Source organism: Natrinema zhouii (assembly GCF_013456555.2).
In the GTDB taxonomy this organism is placed as follows: Archaea; Halobacteriota; Halobacteria; order Halobacteriales; family Natrialbaceae; genus Natrinema; species Natrinema zhouii.
The window spans coordinates 2969763-2988635 of the sequence record NZ_CP059154.1; the positions used below are offsets into that span (position 1 = coordinate 2969763).

Here is an 18873-nt window from a genome sequence, read left to right on the forward strand (position 1 = left end):
GCCGCTCGTCCGACTCGCAGCGGTGTCACGCTCGAGCGGCCATTTCGGAACCCGAACGGCGCTCCCTACTCCGTCGATCCCGAGATCCCCCATTCTTCTCGCCGATACGCCATTTCCCAGAACCGGTACTCGAGGCGAGCGCTCGTGAGAAAGGCGTCTTCCATCGCCTCGTACTCGGCGGGATGGCGGTCCCCACAGCGGTCGACGAACGCGCGCATCCAGTCGACGACCTCGCGGAACGCGCCGCTCGTGTACGTTTCGATGAACGGCGTGTACCGGTGGTCCGTCTCGGGTGCGAGGTCGGCCATGTGCTCGGCGATATCGAGATAGCCCTGTCCGCAGGGGTAGATCGCGGCCGCGATTTCGGGGAGCGTCCCCTCGTGAGCAGTTCGCACCAGAAAGTTCGTGTAGGCCACACAGGTCGGTGCTTTCTGGACGGACTCGAGGTCCCGGGCGGAGAGCCCGTAGTCGGCGGCGAACTCGCGGTGGAGGTCCAGTTCCTCGTCGAGCGTTCTGTGCGCGACGCCGAACAGGTGGGTCATCGTCTCCTCGTCGCGGGCCTTCGTCCCCGCGATCGCGAACACGCGCGCGTAGTCGAGCAAGTACCGGTAATCCTGCCGAACCCACGTCAGAAACGCGTCCGCATCGAGCGTGCCCGCCGCGAGTTCCGTTACGAACGGGTGGTTCTTCTGTGCCGTCCAGATCTCGTCGCCCGCCTCGAGGAGTCGATCGCTGGTTGCCATGCTCGAGCGTAGACGAGACAGTCATATCTATATTCTCATGTAGTATAACCCAGTTATTTTCACCGGCCGTAGTGATTGTTCTGCGGTGAGACGGCTCGGCGTCGGCGCGATCAGGAGAGGCGCGCGGCAATGTCTGCCTCGGTGATGATCCCCACCGTCTCGCCGGCCTCGGTGATCATTACGGCTTTGTAGTGCTCGAGCAGGTTGCTGATTTCGTCGAGGGTGGCGTCCTTCGAGACGGTCGGGAAGCTCTCGCTCATGTGTTCCTCGACGGGTTCGTCGCGGTCCTCCGAATCGAGGTGGACGAGGTCGGTCTGGCTGATCGAGCCGACCGGAATCCCGTCCTGGATGACCGCCAGCTGGGAATAGGCCTCTTCTTCCATCTTCCGAGCGGCCTCGCTGACGGGATCGTCGGGGGCGACGTTGACGACCGCCTCGTTCATCAGATCGTCGGCGCGAATGACGTCGCTCTCTGCCTTCTCGAGGGCGTTGACGATCCGCCGGAGCGTCGACAGACGCGGGTCGACGTCACCCCCCTCGATCCGGGCGATCAGGGGCTGGGAGACGTCGGCTTTCGCCGCGAGTTCGCTCTGGGTGAGCCCGAGTTCGGTACGGCGCTGTCGGAGGTCCGCTGGCGTCGGGAGTTCCATACCAAACAATAACTGCGGGTTATAGAAAGAGCTTTGGGTGGCGCTCCGTCCCCGCCGCTGCTCTCGGTGACTACGCGGCGACTACTCGTCGTCTTCGTCGGTCTCGATCATGTCGACGACCGAGAGCGGGACGTCACGCAGTGCGCCGCCGACCTCGCTCTTCGCGATGCGAGAGGCGTGTTCCTCGCTGTCGGCGTTGAAAACCTCCATCTCGAGTCCGAGCCCGACGAGTGCGGTGTCGGCCGCGATAAAGGCGGAGTCGAACGGTTCGCCGCAGGCCGGACAGCCCGTCGCGCCGACCTCGACCTCGACGTAGTCCATATTTTCGCTGTTGAGTCGCTTTCCGGCTTCGCTGACGGCGACGCCGATCGCATCGTCGATCGCGTCGACGTCACGAACGAGCCATGCCGCTTCCATCGCGACGAGATAGTTTCCCATATACAGTGGTCGGTCTGGGGGGTTTCCTGTCTTGCGGTTCGTCGGCGGCCGTCTCCGAGCGGGTTAATTCGACCCATGCCTGCTCGCGCGCGTCGTCGATCAGCGGCGCGCACGCGAATCGAATCGTTCCCATAAGTTACGAGAAAACACCGTGTGAACTCCCACCTGCATAGCCGTACATCGCCTCGAGTCCGCCTGCAGTTGTACACAACGAAACTGAATTGGAATCGCAAGCAGGCGGCGACCCGATACGTGAGTGAACGATCATGATAGAGGGCGCACCTCACAAAGACTTATATATGCCCTCCGTCTGGGCATGGCTGAACGCCGATGATATCCCGAGCGTACCACGCGACGCTGTTCGCACTCTACCAGCTGTGCATTGTGATTGGTATCGCTGCCATGCCACTCGCGATCGCCGCCCGTCAGGCTGGATTCACACTGCCGATTCACCGCATCCTCGCCAACGTCGAGGAAGCCTACGAAAACGCAAAGCGCTGATCAACTGAGCCGAGACTGATTCTCCCGCTTGTCGACCGTCGAGCTGCCGGCTCCACCAGTACCGCTTTTCTACCCATCGCTCGTGATCCTCTGTCAGGAGCCTCACGCCAATCTCATAGTCTACACCGAGTCGTCTCTTGAGTCGCGCTCACGCCCCACTCACGGCGCACTCACGTTGTTCCTACGCCGCTCGAGGCGACCCGTTCTCGCGGTTGACAGAAGCGGAAACGACAGTGGTGACCGCCGGTGTTTTATACCGTCCCGGCCCTATCTTTCCAGCAATGCATACGCCTACAGACGACTCCGACTTCTCCCGGACGGTCAACCAGTTGGCCGACGATCCGAACCCCTACGAGCCGGAGATCGGTTCGATGCCCCAGAACGACCTCACGCGAGCGGACCTGGACAACGTCAACAAGACCGGGACGACGACGATCGGCATCTCTACCGCCGACGGCGTCGTCATCGCGACGGACATGCGCGCCAGCCTCGGCGGGCGCTTCGTCTCGAACAAGAACGTCCAGAAGGTCGAACAGATCCACCCCACCGGCGCGCTCACGCTCGTCGGCAGCGTCGGCGGCGCACAATCGTTCATCTCGAGTCTCCGCGCCGAGGTCAACCTCTACGAGGCCCGCCGCGGCGAGAACATGAGCATCGACGCGCTGGCGACGCTCGCGGGGAACTTCGCCCGCGGCGGCCCGTTCTTCGCCATCCATCCGATTCTGGGCGGCGTCGACGAGGAGGGGAGCCACGTCTACAGCATCGACCCCGCCGGCGGCGTCATGGAGGACGACTACACCGTCACCGGCAGCGGGATGCAACTCGCCTACGGTCACCTCGAGCAGGCCTACGAACCGGACATGTCCACCGAGGAAGCGAAGACGGTCGCCGCACGGAGCATCAAGTCCGCCGTCGAGCGCGACACCGGCTCCGGTAACGGTGTCTTCCTCTGTGAGATCACCGACGAGGGTGTCGACATCCACGGCCACCACGACTTCGACGAAGTCCTCTAACTCGGCCGAAACGGTTGATTCTCCGGTTTTCTCTCGTCGGAGTAGTGCTGGCTCCGGTCATCGCAACGAGCGACTTCTCTGTTGTGCGTAGCTTCCGCTTGCTGGAAGTGAAAACGCGCCGAAACGGCGTCGAAACGTGACGACCGACTAGTCGAGTCGCGTCGCCTGCTCGAGCTGGTGTTCGGAAACGCGGGAGTCGGCGAGTTCGGTCGCGCGCCCCGTCTCGCTCGAGCGATAGATCGCGTCGATGACTCGCTGGACGGTCAGCGCTTCCTCGACGGTGTTGGTCTCCGGCGCTGTGCCCGCGGCGATCGTCGCGAGGAACTGCTCGTCCTGTTCGCTGTAGCCGGTCACGGCGGCGTCACCGGTCATATTGACATCGGCGTAGTGATCGCCGCCGGCCGTCCCGGCCTCGAGAATGTGGAGATCGGTGTCGCCGATATCGAACTGGGCACCCGCCTGGGTGCCCCGGACTTTGAAGTCCATGCTCTGCTCGCGGTTGGTCGCCCACGCCGCCTCGAGCGAAATCGTCTCGCCGTTCGCACAGCGAATGAAGGCGCTGACGGAATCGTCGACCTCGTAGGTCTCGGCCTCGGCGTCCCAGTTGTCGCCGAAGCCCTCCGGATCGGCGTACTCCTCACTGGTTCCGAACGTCGTCCGCGTGACGCCGTTGACCTCGACGATTTCGGGGAAGTCCAGCGCGTAGAGCGCGAGATCGAGGGCGTGAACGCCGATATCGAGCAGGGAACCGCCGCCGGCGAGTTCGGAATCCGTGAACCAGGAACCGGGGCCGGGGACGCCGCGTCGGCGAACGTAGTCGGCCTCGACGTGGGTCAGATCCCCGAAGCGGCCGCGGGCGTGTTGTTCGTCGAACATGGCCATCGACGCGGCGTGGCGGTTGTGGAAGCCGACCATACAGACGCCCGGCGAGCGGGCCGCCGTCTCCGCGATCCGTTCGGCGCTCTCGAGGGTGTGGGCGAGGGGCTTTTCGACCAGAACGTCCAGTCCCGCCTCGAGGGCCGCGACAGCGATCGGTTCGTGGAACCGGTTGGGCGTCGTCACGATGACGGCGTCGACGGCCTCGTCGACGACGAGTTCGTCGTGCGTCTCGTAGGTCCGCGCACCGAACTCCTGGGCGAACTGGTCTCGTTGCTCCGGGATGAGGTCCGCGCCGGCAACGACGTCAGCGCCGAGTTCCCGGATGCTCCGTGCGTGGAGATTGCCCATGCCGCCAAGGCCGACGATGCCGACGCCGATTCCGTCGCCAATCATGTCCAAACCTCCGATTTCGTCTCAGCAGCAATGGAGGGGCAGTGAGAAACCAACCATTTCGAGATCATTTGCGTCCGATCCTGGTCCATAGAGTGTGGCAGTCGGCTATCGAAATAAGGGTTGTGACCGATTAATACGTACAGGCATTTCGAATTTTACCTCTTACTATACTATTATGGTAACAGAGGTCAGAGATAGTGACTATTTCTAGTATTTCAGGCTGGGGTTACACTCACCGGTCTCCCGGCTGATACCGTCGGCTGGGAGCCACTGTGATGGCAATCCGTCACTCCGATTCGTCGAGACCGGCCGCGACAACGGCGCGTCACTACGACCGACAGTATAAGGCTCCGGACGGCGGACCGATCGGTCATGGTCGCAGTCACGATCTGGAACGAGTTTCGCCACGAACGCGAGGACGACGCAGTCGCGGCCGTCTACCCCGACGGCATTCACGAGACCATTGCCGACGCGCTCGCCGACGACCACGAGGTTCGGACCGCGACGCTTGACGAGCCCGATCACGGTCTCACCGACGAGGTCCTCGAGGCGACGGACGTCCTGCTGTGGTGGGGCCACGAGGCGCACGACGAGGTCAGCGACGCGGTCGTCGACCGCGTCCGCGAGCGCGTCCTCGAGGGGATGGGATTCATCCCGTTGCACTCGAGCCACTACGCCAAGCCCTTCAAGCGCCTCATGGGGACCTCCTGTAGCCTGCAGTACCGCGAGGACGGCGGCACCGAGCGCCTCTGGGTCGTCGATCCCGGTCATCCGATCGCAGACGGCCTGGACGAGGCGATCGAACTTCCCAAGACGGAGATGTACGGCGAGCCGTTCGACGTCCCCGAACCCGACCGGCAGGTGTTCGTCAGCTGGTTCGAGGGCGGCGAGGTGTTCCGCAGCGGCTGCTGTTACCGGCGCGGAAACGGCCGGATATTCTACTTCCGGCCCGGCCACGAGACGTATCCGATCTACGAGAACGAGGCGATTCGGCGAATACTGCGGAACGCGGTCGCGTGGGCCAGCCCGACCGAGGGCTCGCCGCGGTCGTTCGGCGAACGGGAGTAACGGCGTCTACAACTCCTGCCGGCCTTCATCCGTAATGACGCTCTCGAGCAACTCGACCGGCGTCGCGTCGTAGGCGGGATTTTCCACGTCAAAGCCGTCGGCGGGTTCGGCCATGACCTCGCTGCCCGGTCGAAACTCGTTTTCGAAGACGAACCCTTCGCTGACGATCTTCGAGGCCGAGCCGAGGACGGTCACCGGCACGTCCAGTCGGGCGGCCGTCGACGCGATCGGGAAGGTGCCGACGCGATTGTAGAGCGTCTCGTCGACGATGCAGTCCATGCCGACGACGACCCGGTCGCACTCCTCGAGGTAGATCCCGTGGGCGCTGTCGGTGAGCAGCGTCGTTTCAACGCGGTCCATCTCGGCCAGCGTCCGGGCGGTCTTGCGCCCGAGGTAGCGCGGTCGAGCCTCGGTGACGTAGACCTTGAACGTCTTGCCGGCCGCGGTCGCCTGCTCGAGGGCCTGAATCACCGTCGAGGAGTAATCATGGGTCAGAATCGTCGCGCCGTCAGTGAGGACGTCCACAGCGTTTTCGGCCGCTAGCCGCTTGCCGGACTCGATCCGCGAGACGACTTCGTCGATCTTCTCGCTCGTGAGTCGGTGGGCGTCCTCGACGCTGTCGGGCTCGGCGTCAGTAACGTCGTCGACGACCTCCCGGACGGCGTTTTGCAGCGAGGCGTGCGAGGGGTTCGCCCGTCGCAACACGGAGCCGTTGCGCTCGAGCGCGCGGATGTACTCCTCGACGGTCGCGAACTCCCGCTCGACAAGTTCCTCGAGGGCCTGGGTCGCGTGGACAGCAACCACCGAGGAACTGTGCGTCTGCATCTCTCGGATTTCCTCGGCCGTCTCGTCGATCATACTCGCATGGTTTCCGGTCAGCGCAAAAGGTGTTCCGGGTGCCCGCAACCGTTCCGTCGTCCGTCCTTCAACGGGTCGCCGTCACGCGGTCTCGTCGAAGCCGAAAATCCGCTGTAGTTCACCTTCGATTCGGTCGACGAACGTCTCGAGGACGGGCTCGAACTGCTCGTGGTCGGCCACCGCGCCGACCCGGTCCCGCGGATTCTCCGGGAGTTCGACGCGGAACTCACCGTTACCTTCGTAGAAGGGTTCACTCTCGCTCAGCACCTGCCGGTCGATGGCGCGGAGTACCTCGGAGTCGTACTGGCCGTGTAACTGCTGATACGCGTTCGAGTAGGCCTCCTCGAGTTCCGTGAAGTAGTGGACGTACTTCTCCTCGAATTTCTCGGGGTCGAACTCGGTCATAGCCGTCCGTGCGGACGCTATCGGGTAAACGGTTCGGGACCATACCCGGATCAGCCCTGCGGTCGGGTACTCGACCGTTCCACCGATGCCCGCAGGCTTACGTCCTCGAGGTCCCTAGAACCGCCGATGACCGTCACCGTCCGGTACACCTGTCCGCACTGCAACGCCGTGGTGAGCGTCGAACGCCAGCCGGATCTCGCGGACCGCTCCGTGACCACAGTCCCGCAGCCGGGGTGGGAGTACGCCAGCCCGGACGAGGCGTTCGAGGCGGCCGACGGGATCGAATTCCTCTGTGGCGAGGACGGTCCCGTCACCGACCTCGAGGGAAACGCTATCGAGGGCTGTGGCCGCCCGTTCTATCTCAATTTCGTGCGCTTCGAGCAGGGGGTGGAACTCGAGCCAGATCCGCCGACCTACGACGGACCGCGGTTCGATTTCGACGCGTGACCAGCGACGACGGTGCCGGCTCTTTCCGTCGCGCGCCGTCGGTCCCTCGACTCGAGGTGATTATCCCAGCCGCATGCGAATCCATCGATGAACGCGCACGGTGTATCGACGGCCGAGAGTCGTCGCGCGTCGCCACGTACTCGGTGAGAGCAGGACTCGGAGCCCGTGTATCGCCATCGTCGCCCAGAAGACGAGCGCCGTCCAGACGCGGGTGGCACGGTCGGAGTGTCGTAACACGGGTATCGTGACGAACAGCGCGAGGACGAGTCCGAAGGCCCCGCCACGAGCGGGACGCGAGAATAGATGGAACTCGTCGACCGCGATGAGCAACGGAATAAGCGCCCCGGCTGCGAGCACGCCCCGCCGGAGGAGCGGTCGGACCGCTTTCGATGGCCGGTCGACTGCGAACAGGCGCTGTCCGAGAACGACGAGTTGCCAGCCCCCCAATGCGCCGAGAGACGCGCCGAGTAACGAAATGTCGTCGGCATCGATGCCGCCGACGATGAGGTTGATCGCACTAATGGCGATCGCGAGCCCGAAGGCGACCGTGCCGTGATCGGTCGAAAAGCGAGTCAGGAGTCGCTCGGCGACGGCCAGAAACGCGACACCGACGGCGACCCCTGCAGTCACGTCGACGAGATAGTGGACGCCGAGTACGACCCGCGAAACGCACACCGCAGCGACGAGGAGCGCTGCGCCGACGAACCGCCGCCGACGGGTGCTGATCGAGAGCCGGCGTGCCAGGCTCAGGTACACGATCGTCGTCATCAACGCGTGGCCGCTCGGGAACCCGTAGCCGCTTGCCATCGCGGTGGATTCGTAGAGCGGTTGAATTACCCACGGTAGCGTCTCGATCCGGACTAGCGGTTGGCCGGGACGCGGTAACGCGAAGACGTGCTTGAGCGTGCTGATGAGTGCGAGTCCCGCGAACGTCCAGCCCATTATCACGGCTGCGTCTTCCCGGTTCGCCGAGTCGAACCAGTAGATGGCACCGACCAACAGACTGAGAAACCAGACGTCGCCCAACTGCGTGACGAGGGCGACGAGGACCGCCGCCCACTCCGGAATCACGTCCTGGATCGGGCCGAATTCACCAATCCCGCGAGACATACATCGTGATAACGTACCAGCCATATTAAATGGATTTGTGTTTGACAGCGGCGGAGGCCGTGTGGCGGGAGATCCGTGAGCGGATCGTGTCCCATCTGGCGACCCCGTCAACGGGGCGCTCGGTCACCGAAACGGTGCGGGTGGCGTTCCACCACTGTGTCCACACCTGACCGCTCAGACGGAGACGGTTCCGCGGGAACGAGCCGGAAGACGCGACGCCAAATGCGAACACAACCCTTTTCGACGCCCGGAAGTAGCTAGTGACATGGACGAAGCCGCCGTTCGCGACCGCCTCCGGACGGTCGAAGATCCGGAACTCGGCGACGATATCGTGTCGCTCGGGCTGGTCAACGACATCACCGTCGACGGCGACCAGGTCGACATCGATCTCGCGCTTGGCGCACCCTACTCACCGAGCGAGAGCGACATCGCTGCCGAGGTCCGCGAGGTGCTCACCGCCGAGGGCCTCGAGGCGGATCTCACCGCGAGCGTGCCCGATCGCGACGACCTCACCAGCGAGGAACAGGTACTACCCAACGTCAAGAACGTCATCGCCGTCGCCTCCGGGAAGGGTGGCGTCGGCAAGTCGACCGTCGCGGTCAACCTCGCCGCAGGCCTCTCGCAGCTCGGTGCCCGCGTCGGCCTCTTCGACGCCGACGTCTACGGGCCGAACGTCCCGCGGATGGTCGATGCCGACGAGCCGCCGATGGCCACCGAGGACGAGACCCTCGTTCCGCCCGAGAAGTACGGCGTGAAGCTGATGAGTATGGCCTTCCTCACCGGCGAGGACGACCCCGTCATCTGGCGTGGTCCGATGGTTCACAAGGTCATCACCCAGCTCACCGAGGACGTGGAATGGGGCCACCTCGACTACCTCGTCGTCGACCTCCCGCCGGGCACCGGCGACACCCAGCTGACGATGCTCCAGACCATGCCCGTCACCGGTGCGGTCATCGTCACGACCCCGCAGGACGTGGCGCTAGACGACGCCCGCAAGGGCCTCGAGATGTTCGCCAAACACGACACCGTCGTACTCGGAATCGCCGAGAACATGTCGACGTTCTCCTGTCCCGACTGCGGCGGCGAACACGACATCTTCGGCTCCGGCGGCGGCGAGGAGTTCGCCGAGGAACACGAACTTCCCTTCCTCGGCTCGATCCCGCTCGATCCGGCCGTCCGCGAGGGCGGCGACGGCGGGAAGCCGACGGTCCTGAAAGACGGCGACGACACCAGCGACGCCCTGCGGACGATCACCGAGAACGTCGCCAACAACACCGGGATCGTTCACCGGCAAGGGATCTCCCAGAGCCGACGCAGTGAAGCCGCCTCGTCCGATCGATGACCGCCGGCGGTGACGACGGCGAGGAGGACACTGCCCCTGCCGACGAGTTCGACCCCGATCCCGAGCGCGTCGAGTTCCTCCGCGAGATCGCCGACGACGTTCGCGACGACACGAGCGAGAGCAAACAGCTCGCGAACATCCTGTATCGAACCAGCGACCTCTACGATGAGGGCGAGGAGACCTCCCCCGAGGAGATCGTCCGCAACGTGAAGTTCATCCTCGAGGTCAACGAGCGCGGCGGCCTCGGTCGCTAAGTCGTCTCGACTCTCGGGTCGCTCCGAACGGCGGCCGTCGGCGCGTCGTTTTTGGTTCTACCCCTCGAGACACGAGTGTGGACGCGAATCAACGGTCTCGAGCGAACCCCTACGGTATGGACGAGGAGTGTCGGAACTGTCCGGCGCTCTGTGAGACGCGCACGCAGGTCGTCCACGGCTACGGCGACGTGGGCGCTGACTTCCTGTTCGTCGGTGAGCGGCCGACCGCACAGGCGGATGAAGTGGGCGTCCCGTTCGCGGGCGAGGGCGGCAGCGACGGTGACGGCGGACTGCGACGAATGCTCGAGCGGCTGGGCCTCTGTGCCATCGACTCGCCCGCGGACGAACCCGAACTCGAGAACGTCTACCTGACGAACCTGACCCGCTGTCGCGACCCCGACCGGCGGCCGACCGACGAGGAGATCGGCAACTGCGAGCCCTATCTCAACGCCGAGATCCGAATGATCAACCCCGAAATCCTCATCCCCGTCGGCGAGCGCCCGTTAGCGGAACTCGGAGTGGAGTACACGACGACTCCGGTCGACGAACTCGCGCTCCCCGACGACCACGCGACGCGGATTCGCGGTCGCGGCTTCGAACTCGTCCCGATGATCGAGCCACAGGAGCAGACCGACGAGCAGACGCAGGCGTGGCTCGAGGCCTTTGCTGAACTGATGGCCTCGGACTACCGGCAAACGAAGGGGCGGCAGGGACGGTAGGCGGGGAGCGATACGGCAGGGACGAGAGGAACGAGAGGACGGAGACGGCAGAACCGAATCGGAGCGACCTCTTGGAACCGCCAGCGTCAGTTACCAGTAGGGATTCTCGCGCCAGCGCCTCGAGCCGACGCCCAGAGCGATCAGCGCCCCCACGACGAGGACGGCGACGACGAGCGCGCCGATCGTCGATGCGAAGTACTGGCCGGTGGTATTAGTCAGGTAACCGTTTCCGAATCCGACGAGGCCGAAAACTGCCAGCGCGACGATCACGAGCGTCGCGAGCAGTCCGGCGATCGATCGTTCGTCCATACCGAAGGAAGGGAGCGATCCGTTATAATTCGTCGCCATTTGACCTCCGCCGCCGGGCGTTCGCCCTCGGAAGCGCCGCGTTCAAGGACCGTGCGACCGGAGCATTGGGTATGATAGTCGTCGTCCCAGTCGATCCGCCGCGGGAGGGGCTCGTCCTCTCGTCGGTCGTCGATGAGTCGCCGCTTTCCGACGCCGAAGCGGTCTCGCTCTACGAGGCCGCCGTCGCCGACGTCCTGTGGGCCGTCGCCTCGAGCGGTGGCGACCTTCTACTCAACTACCGCGACGAGGAGACCCTGCCCGAGGCGCATGCGGGTGGCGACCCCGAAGCGGAGGTCCGAGCGCTCGCCCTCGACGTGCTTGGGGAGGACGCGGAAGTTCGGTTCGAGCGCCAGGTCGGCTCGAGTCGATCGGCTCGCGTCGGCAACACCGTCACGCACCTCCTCGAGCGCGAAGGGGTCCAGAGCGTGGGGATGCTCGAGCCGACGGTGCCGCTGGTCAATCGGACGGAGATCGACGGGGCGGCGATGTCGCTGCGCCGTCACGAAGTCGTGCTCGGGCCATCGACCGAGGGCAGCACCTACTTCGCGGGCTTTTCGGAGCCGATCGACTTCACCGACGCGTACGCGACGCCCGAACTGTCAACGCTGGCCCGGCACGCGGCTGACGACGGGCTCAGCGTCGGTTTCGCGCCGATGCTACCCACCGTGGCGACGGCCGCTGGGCTCCGAGCGACCGTCGCCGGGCTCGAGGCCCGGCGGGCCGCCGAGCGCCCGGGTGCGGAGGCGACGGCGGCGCTCGTTGACGAACTGGGGATTCGAGTTGGAGAAGACGGCGGGCTCGAGCGCGAATAGACCGACAACCCTTTTTGAACGTACGGCAAAACGGAGAGCGAGGTGGGGTGGCAGAGCGGCCTAACGCGCCTGCCTTGAGAGCAGGTGGCCTCCAAGCCTCATGGGTTCAAATCCCATCCCCACCGTTTTCCGCGAGCAAATACGACGAACGTAGTGAGGAGTCTCTTGAGCGGAAAACGAAATGGTGGGATTTGAACTAGACCGAGGTTCTGCGCTTTGCGCAGGTTCTCGGGCGTAGTTCAAAATCCCATCCCCACCGCTTTTGCGACGTGTTCACGAGCAACGCGAGTGAACGCTCGTGAGAACAGAGTTCTCACGATGAACGGACGTGAGGAGCAAAGCGTCAAGATGAATTTGAATCAGGTTTTGCGAGGGTATCGTAGCAAGCTTCGCTAGGGCTACTTCCAAACGGTAGGTGAGTAAATCTCCCGGCACCGTTAGCTGCCTGTTAGACGGCTGTACCGGAAAAATCGTTTGAGAGGTGGGGTGCCGTTCAGTGAGACGTCAGATCACAATTCCAGCCGGGATCGTGACCAGTGCGGTCGATGAGGTCGGCACGACACGCTGGGCAATAGTCGGGGGTGACGGATTCGCTTCGAGGGACGTACACCGCGCTGCCGCATTTCACACATGCATCCGCAACGATGGTCGCACAGTCCGCGCAGACATTGAAGTCGTCAACTGTGAGGTCGCGCAGCGGTTCGAGTTGTTTATCCAAGAGATACTCGTCGATGACCGCCTGACAGCTGTGGCACGTTTTCATAGCGATGCTCTTAGTACCATGTTACCACACCATAAATACCTGCCTCCGTGAGCGATGGACGCACGGACTGTAATCCGAGTGAACGCACTGGAGTCCGGATAAATAACGTCTCTGTCGAGTTGTTGCCGCCTCTGACCAGCATTTTCGGATCCGTCCTATAAGCTGTGCTCTCGACGGACACTCCCCGTAGAGAGGGTGACTGCTACATCTCGGACCGGGTATAATAGGGAGTCATGATACCTCGTCTCTCAGAAGTGTTATCCCCGAGTCGGGACTTTGTATGGTTGTAATGGCAAACGGTAAGGTTGACTTCTTCAACGACACGGGCGGTTACGGTTTCATTTCGACTGACAGCGACGAAGTAGACGACGATGAGGACGTTTTCTTCCACATGGAGGACGTCGGCGGCCCGGACCTCGAAGAAGGGCAAGAAGTCGAGTTCGACATCGAATCATCCCCCAAGGGACCCCGCGCGACGAACCTCGTCCGCAAGTAATAGCGACTGTTATCTGTCGTTCACAGCGATAGATGGCGATTCCGTTCTTTCACACTGTCACACGCCGTAGCTTGTGCTATCCGTACGCGCTGTCGGATTCGGTAGATCGTACGGCAAGGCGCGAGATCGGTTCTAACGGACAGCGCTGGGCGAACCACTCATGCTGACGCACGCTCTCGGGACGGCGTTCCAGCGCTCCGATGCCGAAATTCCAGAACCCAAACCGTGGGCGTTTGCCGTCTCGACGGGCGAGGAAGCGTTTCCACTCTGCCCGATAGTGGATCAAGGGCAGCATCTGCAGGGGCGGGCCGGAGTTCAGGTAGTTCGAATCCCATCCCCGCCGTTTTCAGCGAGAGAATATCGAGACGTCCTTGAGCGGCCGACAGCGCGCGCCATCGCAGTGGTCGATCAGTTCAGACGGCCGCAGAGACCCGACACTGGACACTAGATAGTGCAAATAAAGCGCCAAAACGGAAGAACCGCTCCGAATCTACGCGAGCGGGAAGAGCGTTGAGAGTACCAGGCTCGTGAGCAGCCCGGAGATGGAGATAATCGTCGTCAGGACGGTCCACGTCCGGAGTGTCTCGCCCTGTGTTAGCCCGCCGATTTCCTTCACCAGCCAGAAGCCGGAGTCGTTGTACCACGAGAAGATGTTCGCGCCCGCGCCGATCACCATCACGAGGTAGGCGGTGTGGACCTCGAGCTGGCCGGTGAGGGGTGCCATGATCCCGGCAGCCGTCAGCATCGCGGCCGTCGCCGAGCCCTGTGCGATGCGAACGATCGCGGCGATGAGCCAGGCGGTGACCAGCAGGCCGATACCGACGCCCTCGAGGCCACCTGCGAGATAGTCACCGATCCCCGAAGCCGCGAGGAGAGCACCGAATGCGCCACCGGCGGCGGTGATGGCCGCGATGTTCCCACCGCTTTTCAGCGCCTCCGTGAGTTCGTCGGTCCACTCGCTCTGGGAGAGGTCGTTGTGCCGCATGAAGGAGTACGCCGCGGCGAGGGCAGCAATCGTGAGTGCGACGTTCTTGTCCCCGAGGAATGCGGCGACCGGTTCGATCAGTTCGAGCGCGGTGGGGAGCACTGGGATCGCCTCGAGGAGAGCCCAGTCTTGGAAGCCGTCGACGAAGGTCAGCGAAGCGATGAGAACGACCGCCAGAATAATCGGTGCCGCGGACTCGATCATGCCCGGAAGGGCGCTGGTCGGCTTATCGGCGACGTCCTGCAACTCCTCGGTCGTCGTCGACATCGTGTCGCGAAGCGGGATATCGAGTCTAGCGTTGATCCACCGGCCGTAGACGAGGCCGGCGAGGATCGCCGCCGGGATCGCGGTCACGATTCCGATGGCGATCGTTGCTCCCAGGTCCGTCTCCAACTCCGCTGCGACGGCCAGCGGCCCCGGCGTCGGAGGGACGAAGACGTGCGTCGTCGCCGCACCGGCTCCCACGACGACGATGAACAGGGTGTAATCCCGACCCACGCGGGCGCGCATCGAGCGTGCGAGGGGCGCCATGAGGTAGAAGACGCTGTCGAAGAAGACGGGCACGGCCAGGAAGGAACTGCTCCCGAGCAAGGAGATATCCGAGTTGGACTTGCCGAGGACGTTCTGGAAACTCCGAACGATCCGCTGGGCCGCCCCGCTCTCGAGCATCGATTTGCCGATGACTGCGGCCATCAGGATCGGGATACCGATCCCGGCCATGTTATCTCCGAATGCAGTCGCAACTCGAGAGCCGGCATCGGCCGCTCCGAAGTCGGCGACGAAGACCGTGTTGACGACGCCGACGGTGAACGCCGCCATAATCAATCCGATGAACGCCGGGAGGTCGAGCCACACCAGCAACGCGACGACTGCGATGAGACCGACGATGAACGTAATTAACGGACTATGCGCGAAGTCGACCGCCTGGAGCGGCACATACGCCATTGGTATAGCTTGTATGGACAGATTACCATTATTAGTACTTACGAACATAGTAAATAAATATTGGCGAATTGGTACCAATAACTGAATCACATGTGTGGCAATCGGTGGGGCGAGAAGATAGTCTTCCGGCGCATCCAGCGCTCGCTGGACGCGTTAGATGGGGTTCGTCTCTCGCCTGCGGGACAGGCGGAAAACGCCGTCCGACGATTCTCCGAAAGTAAAAACCGAATTCAGTCAGTGAATCGGTTCGGTGCGCTCACGCCCTCTCAGCGGTAGGACAGCTCGAGGTCGCGCGCTCGGTCGAGCAGCTCGGCGTCGTAGTACTCTTCGGTCTGTTCGGGGCGGATGTCGTCGATCGCACGGACCTGCTGGACCGTGTTACGGAAGTTCTTGAAGGTGGCTTCGTCGACCATCTGGCCGTCGATGGTGACCGCGCCGGTGCCCTCGCGCTTGGCCTCGTTGAAGCGCTCGATCTTGTGGACGTCGCGCTCGAGTTCGTCGGGCGTCGGCATGTGGACGGTGTTGGCCTGAATCGTCTGCTTGGGGTACAGCGACCAGGAGCCGTCGAGCCCGAGCTGGGCCTCGTGTTCGACCTGATCCGCGTAGGCGTCCGCGTTGTAGTAGGTCAGGCCGGCGCGCTCTTTGAACAGGTCGTCGAAGGGGCCGCCGATCGAGAGCAGGTCCGCGGCGCTAGACTCGTTCGAGAGGGCCTCGAGCAGGCCGTCCCAGCGTGGCATGCCGTCGCCGAGGTCGCGGCCGCCGAGTTCGGCGGCGTAGTCGACGGGGCCGAAGACGAGCGCGGTGAGCCGGGAGTCCTCGCCGAACTTGGAGATTTCGCGCAGATCGGAGCGGGCGCGACCGGTCTCGATGATGATCGAGAGGCCGATCGAGCCGTCGTCGTAGCCGTGTTCGGCTTCGGCTTCGGCGACGACCTCGGCGGCGCGCTTGACGTCTGCGAGGCGGCCGACCTTGGGGACGACGACGCCGTCGATCTCGTCACCGATTTCGGAGACGAGTCGGTCGATCTGGTTGCGCCCCTTCTCGCAGTACTCTTCGTCCTCGTAGCTCCACTCGACGCGGGGCCAGATTTCGCCGGGGAAGTCGTGCTGGGGAACCTTCTCGATGGTGTTCTCGAGGCCCTCGGCTTTCATGTCGGGTGCCGTCCCGTCTTCCATGTCGGGGACGAGCCAATCGGGGGCCTGGAAGCCCTCGGCGGTGAGGGCAGAGGTGAGGTACTTCGCCGAGTCGTCTTTCGGAACGGCGGCCGGTGCGGTCTGGAACGTGCGGCAGAGTCGGATGTCATCAGTCATGTGTATCTGTCTGAATTCGCGATTGTCTGCGGTCGTCTTTGATTATCGTTCGTGTTAGTTAGAACGCTTTCGAATCTCGGCGGTTCGCGTGCCCGAGTAGACGGGTTCGTCGTCCTGATTGAACGCGATGTGCTCGAACGTCACCGTCCCCGCATCGTCGCTCGAGGCGTCGTCCTCGGCCTCGAGAACCCGCGTGAAGGCGTAGACGGTGTCGCCGACGGCGACGAACGTGTGGAACGATTCGTCGTCGAAGCCGACCTCGCGCCAGGTCTGTTCGTCCGAGCGGGCGTGGCCCAGCGCGGTCGAGCGGGTCACATCGCCGTAGGTGACGATGTCGCCCGACGGCGAGTCGCTCATCACGTCGACGTTGTGGTGTTGTTTGGCCGTGTTGAGCGTCGCCAACGGCAGCGAGGCGACGGTGACATCGTCCTGCGTGCGGCCGCGCTCGTGGCGGTAGGCCACCGCGGCGTTCTCGTTGTCGGCCGTCTCGAGCGCCTCGGCGAAGTCCTCGTAGTAGCCGCCCTCGGGAGCGATGAACTCCTCGGGGAGTTCGGGGTCGTCGTCTTCCTCGGCGGCTGCTGCGCCGCTCCCGTCCGTGGCCACGGGTTCGCGGCGCGGGATCATGTTCGTCCGCTCGTAGGAACACAGCACCTCGCCGGTCTCGGCGTCCCTGCCGCGGGTGCGCCAGGAGACGATGCCGTACTCGGGCCGGGAACTCGAGGTCGCGCAGTTGACGACCTCGCTCTCGACGTGGAGTTCGGTGCCCGCGTAGACGGGCGTGCCGGGGAACCGGACGTCGGTCCGTCCGAGGAAGTAGCCGCCCTTCTCACTGAGATCCTCGACGGTGATGCCCAGCGTTGCGGCGGTCAGGTAGTCCGGGTGGATCGGCGGTTCGTCGAACCCGCGCTCCGCGGCGGCGTCGGTGCGCCAGTAGGCCGGGTCGTGGTTCAGAGTCTGGCTCATCCAGGACTCGTTGCCCCACTCGGTGAGCGTGAGCCCGGGGTCGTGTTCGATGAGGTCACCCTCCTCGAAGTCCTCGAAGCAGTTGCCCTTCTCCTTGGTCTCGACTCGCTCGAGTGCCTGTGCGAACGTGTCCGGATCGGTCCAATCAGTCATCTGCGGTCACTTCGTCCGTCTCCGCGTCAGTTGGTAACTGTTCTCGTTTCCGTCGGGCGATCGTCCGTCGCATCTCGTTTTCGACGATCATATAGCCCTCGTCGAAGCCCATCCCGGGCTTTGCGAGCACCTGCGCGGCGTTCGTCGCGAGCGCGACGTGAGCGCAGGCACGCGCGGAGGTTTCCGTCTCGTTGCAGGTGCCACCGAGGTAGGCGCGGGTTTCGGTCCCCTCGCAGTAGCGGACCGCCTGCCCGCTGCGGTGGATCCCGCCGAGGTCGGGCGTCTTCACCTGCACGAGGTCGGCCGCGCCCGCGTCGACGAACGCCTGCACGTCCTCGAAGGTATTACACCACTCGTCGGCCACGATATCGACGCTGACGTCGGCGTCTTCGAGCCCCTCGCGGAGCTCGACCATCGCGTCGATCTGGTCGGCGCGGTCGCCGACGTCCATCGGCCCCTCGATCTGGATCGGATAGGGGGCCGCGGCCTCCTCGAGCGCGGCGAAGTAGTCGACCACTTCGTCGCGGTCGTAGGGCGCACCGAAGATTTCGCCGATCATCCCGTAGACGTCGATGTGGAAGCGCGGCTCGTACCCCTCCGGCCCCAACTCTTGGGACCGCTCAACGAGCCACTCGACGTACTCGAGGAGGACCTCGCCGTTCTCGCCGATCTTCTCGACGCTGTTGATCAGCGCGTGGGGCAAGACCGGGACGCCCTTGACGAACATCTTTTCCGTGTTGTTGTAGCGGTCGTCGCCGGACTGGCCGAAGACCGGCACCGGCTCCGTCGCGGGCTCAGTGCCCAGCGCGTCTGCCATGACGTCCGTCTGCGTCGTCTTCTCGGCCTCCGCGGCCGCCGCGAGCAGTGCCTGCGAGACGCCGTAGCGGATCGCCGTGTGCAGCCGATCACCGTCTACCTGCATCTCCTCGAGCAGTTCGGCATTCGAGAGGAACTCGGCGGCGTCGCGGCCCTCGAGTTCGTCGGCGACGGGGCCCTCGATGACGGGGGCGTACTCCTCGGCTTTGAACAGCGGGTCGCGCCCGCCGGCACCGGAGTACTGGACCGCGGCGCAGTCGCCGCGGACGACGGTGCCGTCGGCGAGTTCGATGTCGACGATGATCGTTTCGCCGGCTTGGCGAATCTCGTCGAAGCCGTCGGTGACGGGCTCGCCCTCGTAGGTGAAGCCGTCGTGTTCCGCTCCCTGCTTGATCGCGCGCTGGTCGTCGAAGAAGAACCCGGAGTAGCCGGGCGTTGCGTATATTCCTGTGATTTCCATGG

General features: G+C 64.0%; 22 protein-coding genes and 1 tRNA gene. 10 read left to right on the plus strand and 13 right to left on the minus strand.

What is annotated here, in order from left to right; all coding sequences use genetic code 11:
• Nucleotides 1-65: 65 nt before the first annotated feature.
• The 3 genes from tenA to HYG81_RS33445 form a co-directional block, all read right to left on the minus strand.
• Nucleotides 66-743, minus strand: coding sequence for a thiaminase II (gene tenA, locus HYG81_RS33435; RefSeq protein WP_180840496.1), 678 nt, complete (start codon nucleotides 741-743; stop codon nucleotides 66-68).
• A 110-nt stretch (nucleotides 744-853) separates the two neighbouring features.
• Nucleotides 854-1393 (minus strand): CBS domain-containing protein, encoded by a 540-nt coding sequence (locus tag HYG81_RS33440; RefSeq protein WP_180840497.1) that lies wholly within the window; start codon nucleotides 1391-1393, stop codon nucleotides 854-856.
• Nucleotides 1394-1474: 81 nt separating this feature from the next.
• Entirely contained in the window at nucleotides 1475-1831 is a 357-nt protein-coding gene (locus tag HYG81_RS33445) for a DUF555 domain-containing protein (RefSeq protein ID WP_180840498.1), read from the minus strand.
• Nucleotides 1832-2161: 330 nt separating this feature from the next.
• Between HYG81_RS33445 and HYG81_RS33450 the strand changes: the two genes are divergently transcribed.
• Both HYG81_RS33450 and psmB read left to right on the plus strand, forming a co-directional pair.
• Nucleotides 2162-2332, plus strand: coding sequence for a hypothetical protein (locus tag HYG81_RS33450; RefSeq protein WP_180840499.1), 171 nt, complete (start codon nucleotides 2162-2164; stop codon nucleotides 2330-2332).
• A gap of 281 nt (nucleotides 2333-2613) precedes the next feature.
• Nucleotides 2614-3345, plus strand: coding sequence for an archaeal proteasome endopeptidase complex subunit beta (gene psmB / locus HYG81_RS33455; protein ID WP_180840500.1), 732 nt, complete (start codon nucleotides 2614-2616; stop codon nucleotides 3343-3345).
• A gap of 147 nt (nucleotides 3346-3492) precedes the next feature.
• Here psmB and HYG81_RS33460 read toward each other — a convergent pair whose 3' ends face one another.
• On the minus strand, nucleotides 3493-4617 hold the full coding sequence (locus tag HYG81_RS33460) for a Gfo/Idh/MocA family protein (RefSeq protein ID WP_180840501.1): 1125 nt from the start codon (nucleotides 4615-4617) through the stop codon (nucleotides 3493-3495).
• Between the two features lie 372 nt (nucleotides 4618-4989).
• Here HYG81_RS33460 and HYG81_RS33465 point away from each other — a divergent pair, with 372 nt between their 5' ends.
• Nucleotides 4990-5685, plus strand: coding sequence for a ThuA domain-containing protein (locus tag HYG81_RS33465; RefSeq protein ID WP_180840502.1), 696 nt, complete (start codon nucleotides 4990-4992; stop codon nucleotides 5683-5685).
• Between the two features lie 6 nt (nucleotides 5686-5691).
• Here HYG81_RS33465 and HYG81_RS33470 read toward each other — a convergent pair whose 3' ends face one another.
• A complete protein-coding gene (locus HYG81_RS33470; RefSeq protein ID WP_180840503.1) occupies nucleotides 5692-6543 on the minus strand; it encodes an eIF2B alpha/beta/delta subunit family protein in 852 nt (283 codons plus the stop codon).
• An 81-nt stretch (nucleotides 6544-6624) separates the two neighbouring features.
• Nucleotides 6625-6948, minus strand: a complete 324-nt coding sequence (locus tag HYG81_RS33475; RefSeq protein WP_180840504.1) for a DUF5783 family protein — start codon at nucleotides 6946-6948, stop codon at nucleotides 6625-6627.
• Between the two features lie 126 nt (nucleotides 6949-7074).
• Between HYG81_RS33475 and HYG81_RS33480 the strand changes: the two genes are divergently transcribed.
• Nucleotides 7075-7395 carry a DUF7969 family protein gene (locus tag HYG81_RS33480; RefSeq protein WP_180840505.1) on the plus strand — a complete coding sequence of 107 codons (321 nt, stop codon included), beginning with the start codon at nucleotides 7075-7077 and terminating at the stop codon, nucleotides 7393-7395.
• Nucleotides 7396-7455: 60 nt separating this feature from the next.
• Here the strand turns inward: HYG81_RS33480 and HYG81_RS33485 are convergent, their stop codons facing one another.
• Nucleotides 7456-8505 (minus strand): phosphatase PAP2 family protein, encoded by a 1050-nt coding sequence (locus HYG81_RS33485; protein ID WP_180840506.1) that lies wholly within the window; start codon nucleotides 8503-8505, stop codon nucleotides 7456-7458.
• Nucleotides 8506-8770: 265 nt separating this feature from the next.
• Here HYG81_RS33485 and HYG81_RS33490 point away from each other — a divergent pair, with 265 nt between their 5' ends.
• The 3 genes from HYG81_RS33490 to HYG81_RS33500 all read left to right on the plus strand — a co-directional run bounded on the left by HYG81_RS33490 (nucleotide 8771) and on the right by HYG81_RS33500 (nucleotide 10820).
• Nucleotides 8771-9847 carry an Mrp/NBP35 family ATP-binding protein gene (locus tag HYG81_RS33490; protein ID WP_180840507.1) on the plus strand — a complete coding sequence of 359 codons (1077 nt, stop codon included), beginning with the start codon at nucleotides 8771-8773 and terminating at the stop codon, nucleotides 9845-9847.
• Nucleotides 9844-10101, plus strand: coding sequence for a DUF7976 family protein (locus HYG81_RS33495; RefSeq protein WP_180840508.1), 258 nt, complete (start codon nucleotides 9844-9846; stop codon nucleotides 10099-10101). The genes HYG81_RS33490 and HYG81_RS33495 overlap by 4 nt, the downstream gene beginning before the upstream one ends.
• Before the next feature lie 116 nt (nucleotides 10102-10217).
• Nucleotides 10218-10820 carry a uracil-DNA glycosylase gene (locus HYG81_RS33500; protein ID WP_180843039.1) on the plus strand — a complete coding sequence of 201 codons (603 nt, stop codon included), beginning with the start codon at nucleotides 10218-10220 and terminating at the stop codon, nucleotides 10818-10820.
• 90 nt (nucleotides 10821-10910) lie between these two features.
• On the opposite strand, the gene HYG81_RS33505 is transcribed toward HYG81_RS33500, so the two are convergent.
• Complete coding sequence (locus HYG81_RS33505) at nucleotides 10911-11129, minus strand: hypothetical protein (protein WP_180840509.1); 219 nt, start codon at nucleotides 11127-11129, stop codon at nucleotides 10911-10913.
• 110 nt (nucleotides 11130-11239) lie between these two features.
• Between HYG81_RS33505 and HYG81_RS33510 the strand changes: the two genes are divergently transcribed.
• Together HYG81_RS33510 and HYG81_RS33515 are read left to right on the plus strand one after the other, a co-directional pair.
• The gene (locus HYG81_RS33510) at nucleotides 11240-11980 is read left to right on the plus strand and encodes a hypothetical protein (protein WP_180840510.1); all 741 of its coding nucleotides are present in this window, start codon (nucleotides 11240-11242) and stop codon (nucleotides 11978-11980) included.
• A gap of 41 nt (nucleotides 11981-12021) precedes the next feature.
• A tRNA-Ser gene (locus HYG81_RS33515) sits at nucleotides 12022-12105 on the plus strand.
• 368 nt (nucleotides 12106-12473) lie between these two features.
• On the opposite strand, the gene HYG81_RS33520 is transcribed toward HYG81_RS33515, so the two are convergent.
• Nucleotides 12474-12743 (minus strand): DUF7571 family protein, encoded by a 270-nt coding sequence (locus HYG81_RS33520; protein ID WP_226375960.1) that lies wholly within the window; start codon nucleotides 12741-12743, stop codon nucleotides 12474-12476.
• A 289-nt stretch (nucleotides 12744-13032) separates the two neighbouring features.
• Here HYG81_RS33520 and HYG81_RS33525 point away from each other — a divergent pair, with 289 nt between their 5' ends.
• Entirely contained in the window at nucleotides 13033-13239 is a 207-nt protein-coding gene (locus HYG81_RS33525) for a cold-shock protein (RefSeq protein WP_006180818.1), read from the plus strand.
• A gap of 490 nt (nucleotides 13240-13729) precedes the next feature.
• On the opposite strand, the gene HYG81_RS33530 is transcribed toward HYG81_RS33525, so the two are convergent.
• From HYG81_RS33530 to HYG81_RS33545, 4 genes are all read right to left on the minus strand, one after another.
• A complete protein-coding gene (locus tag HYG81_RS33530) occupies nucleotides 13730-15169 on the minus strand; it encodes a GntP family permease (RefSeq protein WP_180840511.1) in 1440 nt (479 codons plus the stop codon).
• 266 nt (nucleotides 15170-15435) lie between these two features.
• Nucleotides 15436-16479, minus strand: coding sequence for an L-malyl-CoA/beta-methylmalyl-CoA lyase (gene citE, locus HYG81_RS33535; RefSeq protein WP_180840512.1), 1044 nt, complete (start codon nucleotides 16477-16479; stop codon nucleotides 15436-15438).
• 54 nt (nucleotides 16480-16533) lie between these two features.
• Nucleotides 16534-17595 carry a 2-methylfumaryl-CoA hydratase gene (gene mch, locus HYG81_RS33540; RefSeq protein WP_180840513.1) on the minus strand — a complete coding sequence of 354 codons (1062 nt, stop codon included), beginning with the start codon at nucleotides 17593-17595 and terminating at the stop codon, nucleotides 16534-16536.
• Nucleotides 17588-18871 (minus strand): methylaspartate ammonia-lyase, encoded by a 1284-nt coding sequence (locus HYG81_RS33545; protein ID WP_180840514.1) that lies wholly within the window; start codon nucleotides 18869-18871, stop codon nucleotides 17588-17590. Before HYG81_RS33545 ends, mch begins: the two co-directional genes overlap by 8 nt.
• Nucleotides 18872-18873 lie beyond the last annotated feature (2 nt).

Coding starts and splice junctions, on each gene's coding strand:
- tenA (WP_180840496.1), bottom strand. CDS start 743: ATGGCAACCAGCGATCGACTCCTCGAGGCGGGCGACGAGATCTGGACG.
- HYG81_RS33440 (WP_180840497.1), bottom strand. CDS start 1,393: ATGGAACTCCCGACGCCAGCGGACCTCCGACAGCGCCGTACCGAACTC.
- HYG81_RS33445 (WP_180840498.1), bottom strand. CDS start 1,831: ATGGGAAACTATCTCGTCGCGATGGAAGCGGCATGGCTCGTTCGTGAC.
- HYG81_RS33450 (WP_180840499.1), top strand. CDS start 2,162: ATGATATCCCGAGCGTACCACGCGACGCTGTTCGCACTCTACCAGCTG.
- psmB (WP_180840500.1), top strand. CDS start 2,614: ATGCATACGCCTACAGACGACTCCGACTTCTCCCGGACGGTCAACCAG.
- HYG81_RS33460 (WP_180840501.1), bottom strand. CDS start 4,617: ATGATTGGCGACGGAATCGGCGTCGGCATCGTCGGCCTTGGCGGCATG.
- HYG81_RS33465 (WP_180840502.1), top strand. CDS start 4,990: ATGGTCGCAGTCACGATCTGGAACGAGTTTCGCCACGAACGCGAGGAC.
- HYG81_RS33470 (WP_180840503.1), bottom strand. CDS start 6,543: ATGATCGACGAGACGGCCGAGGAAATCCGAGAGATGCAGACGCACAGT.
- HYG81_RS33475 (WP_180840504.1), bottom strand. CDS start 6,948: ATGACCGAGTTCGACCCCGAGAAATTCGAGGAGAAGTACGTCCACTAC.
- HYG81_RS33480 (WP_180840505.1), top strand. CDS start 7,075: ATGACCGTCACCGTCCGGTACACCTGTCCGCACTGCAACGCCGTGGTG.
- HYG81_RS33485 (WP_180840506.1), bottom strand. CDS start 8,505: ATGTCTCGCGGGATTGGTGAATTCGGCCCGATCCAGGACGTGATTCCG.
- HYG81_RS33490 (WP_180840507.1), top strand. CDS start 8,771: ATGGACGAAGCCGCCGTTCGCGACCGCCTCCGGACGGTCGAAGATCCG.
- HYG81_RS33495 (WP_180840508.1), top strand. CDS start 9,844: ATGACCGCCGGCGGTGACGACGGCGAGGAGGACACTGCCCCTGCCGAC.
- HYG81_RS33500 (WP_180843039.1), top strand. CDS start 10,218: ATGGACGAGGAGTGTCGGAACTGTCCGGCGCTCTGTGAGACGCGCACG.
- HYG81_RS33505 (WP_180840509.1), bottom strand. CDS start 11,129: ATGGACGAACGATCGATCGCCGGACTGCTCGCGACGCTCGTGATCGTC.
- HYG81_RS33510 (WP_180840510.1), top strand. CDS start 11,240: ATGATAGTCGTCGTCCCAGTCGATCCGCCGCGGGAGGGGCTCGTCCTC.
- HYG81_RS33520 (WP_226375960.1), bottom strand. CDS start 12,743: ATGAAAACGTGCCACAGCTGTCAGGCGGTCATCGACGAGTATCTCTTG.
- HYG81_RS33525 (WP_006180818.1), top strand. CDS start 13,033: ATGGCAAACGGTAAGGTTGACTTCTTCAACGACACGGGCGGTTACGGT.
- HYG81_RS33530 (WP_180840511.1), bottom strand. CDS start 15,169: ATGGCGTATGTGCCGCTCCAGGCGGTCGACTTCGCGCATAGTCCGTTA.
- citE (WP_180840512.1), bottom strand. CDS start 16,479: ATGACTGATGACATCCGACTCTGCCGCACGTTCCAGACCGCACCGGCC.
- mch (WP_180840513.1), bottom strand. CDS start 17,595: ATGACTGATTGGACCGATCCGGACACGTTCGCACAGGCACTCGAGCGA.
- HYG81_RS33545 (WP_180840514.1), bottom strand. CDS start 18,871: ATGGAAATCACAGGAATATACGCAACGCCCGGCTACTCCGGGTTCTTC.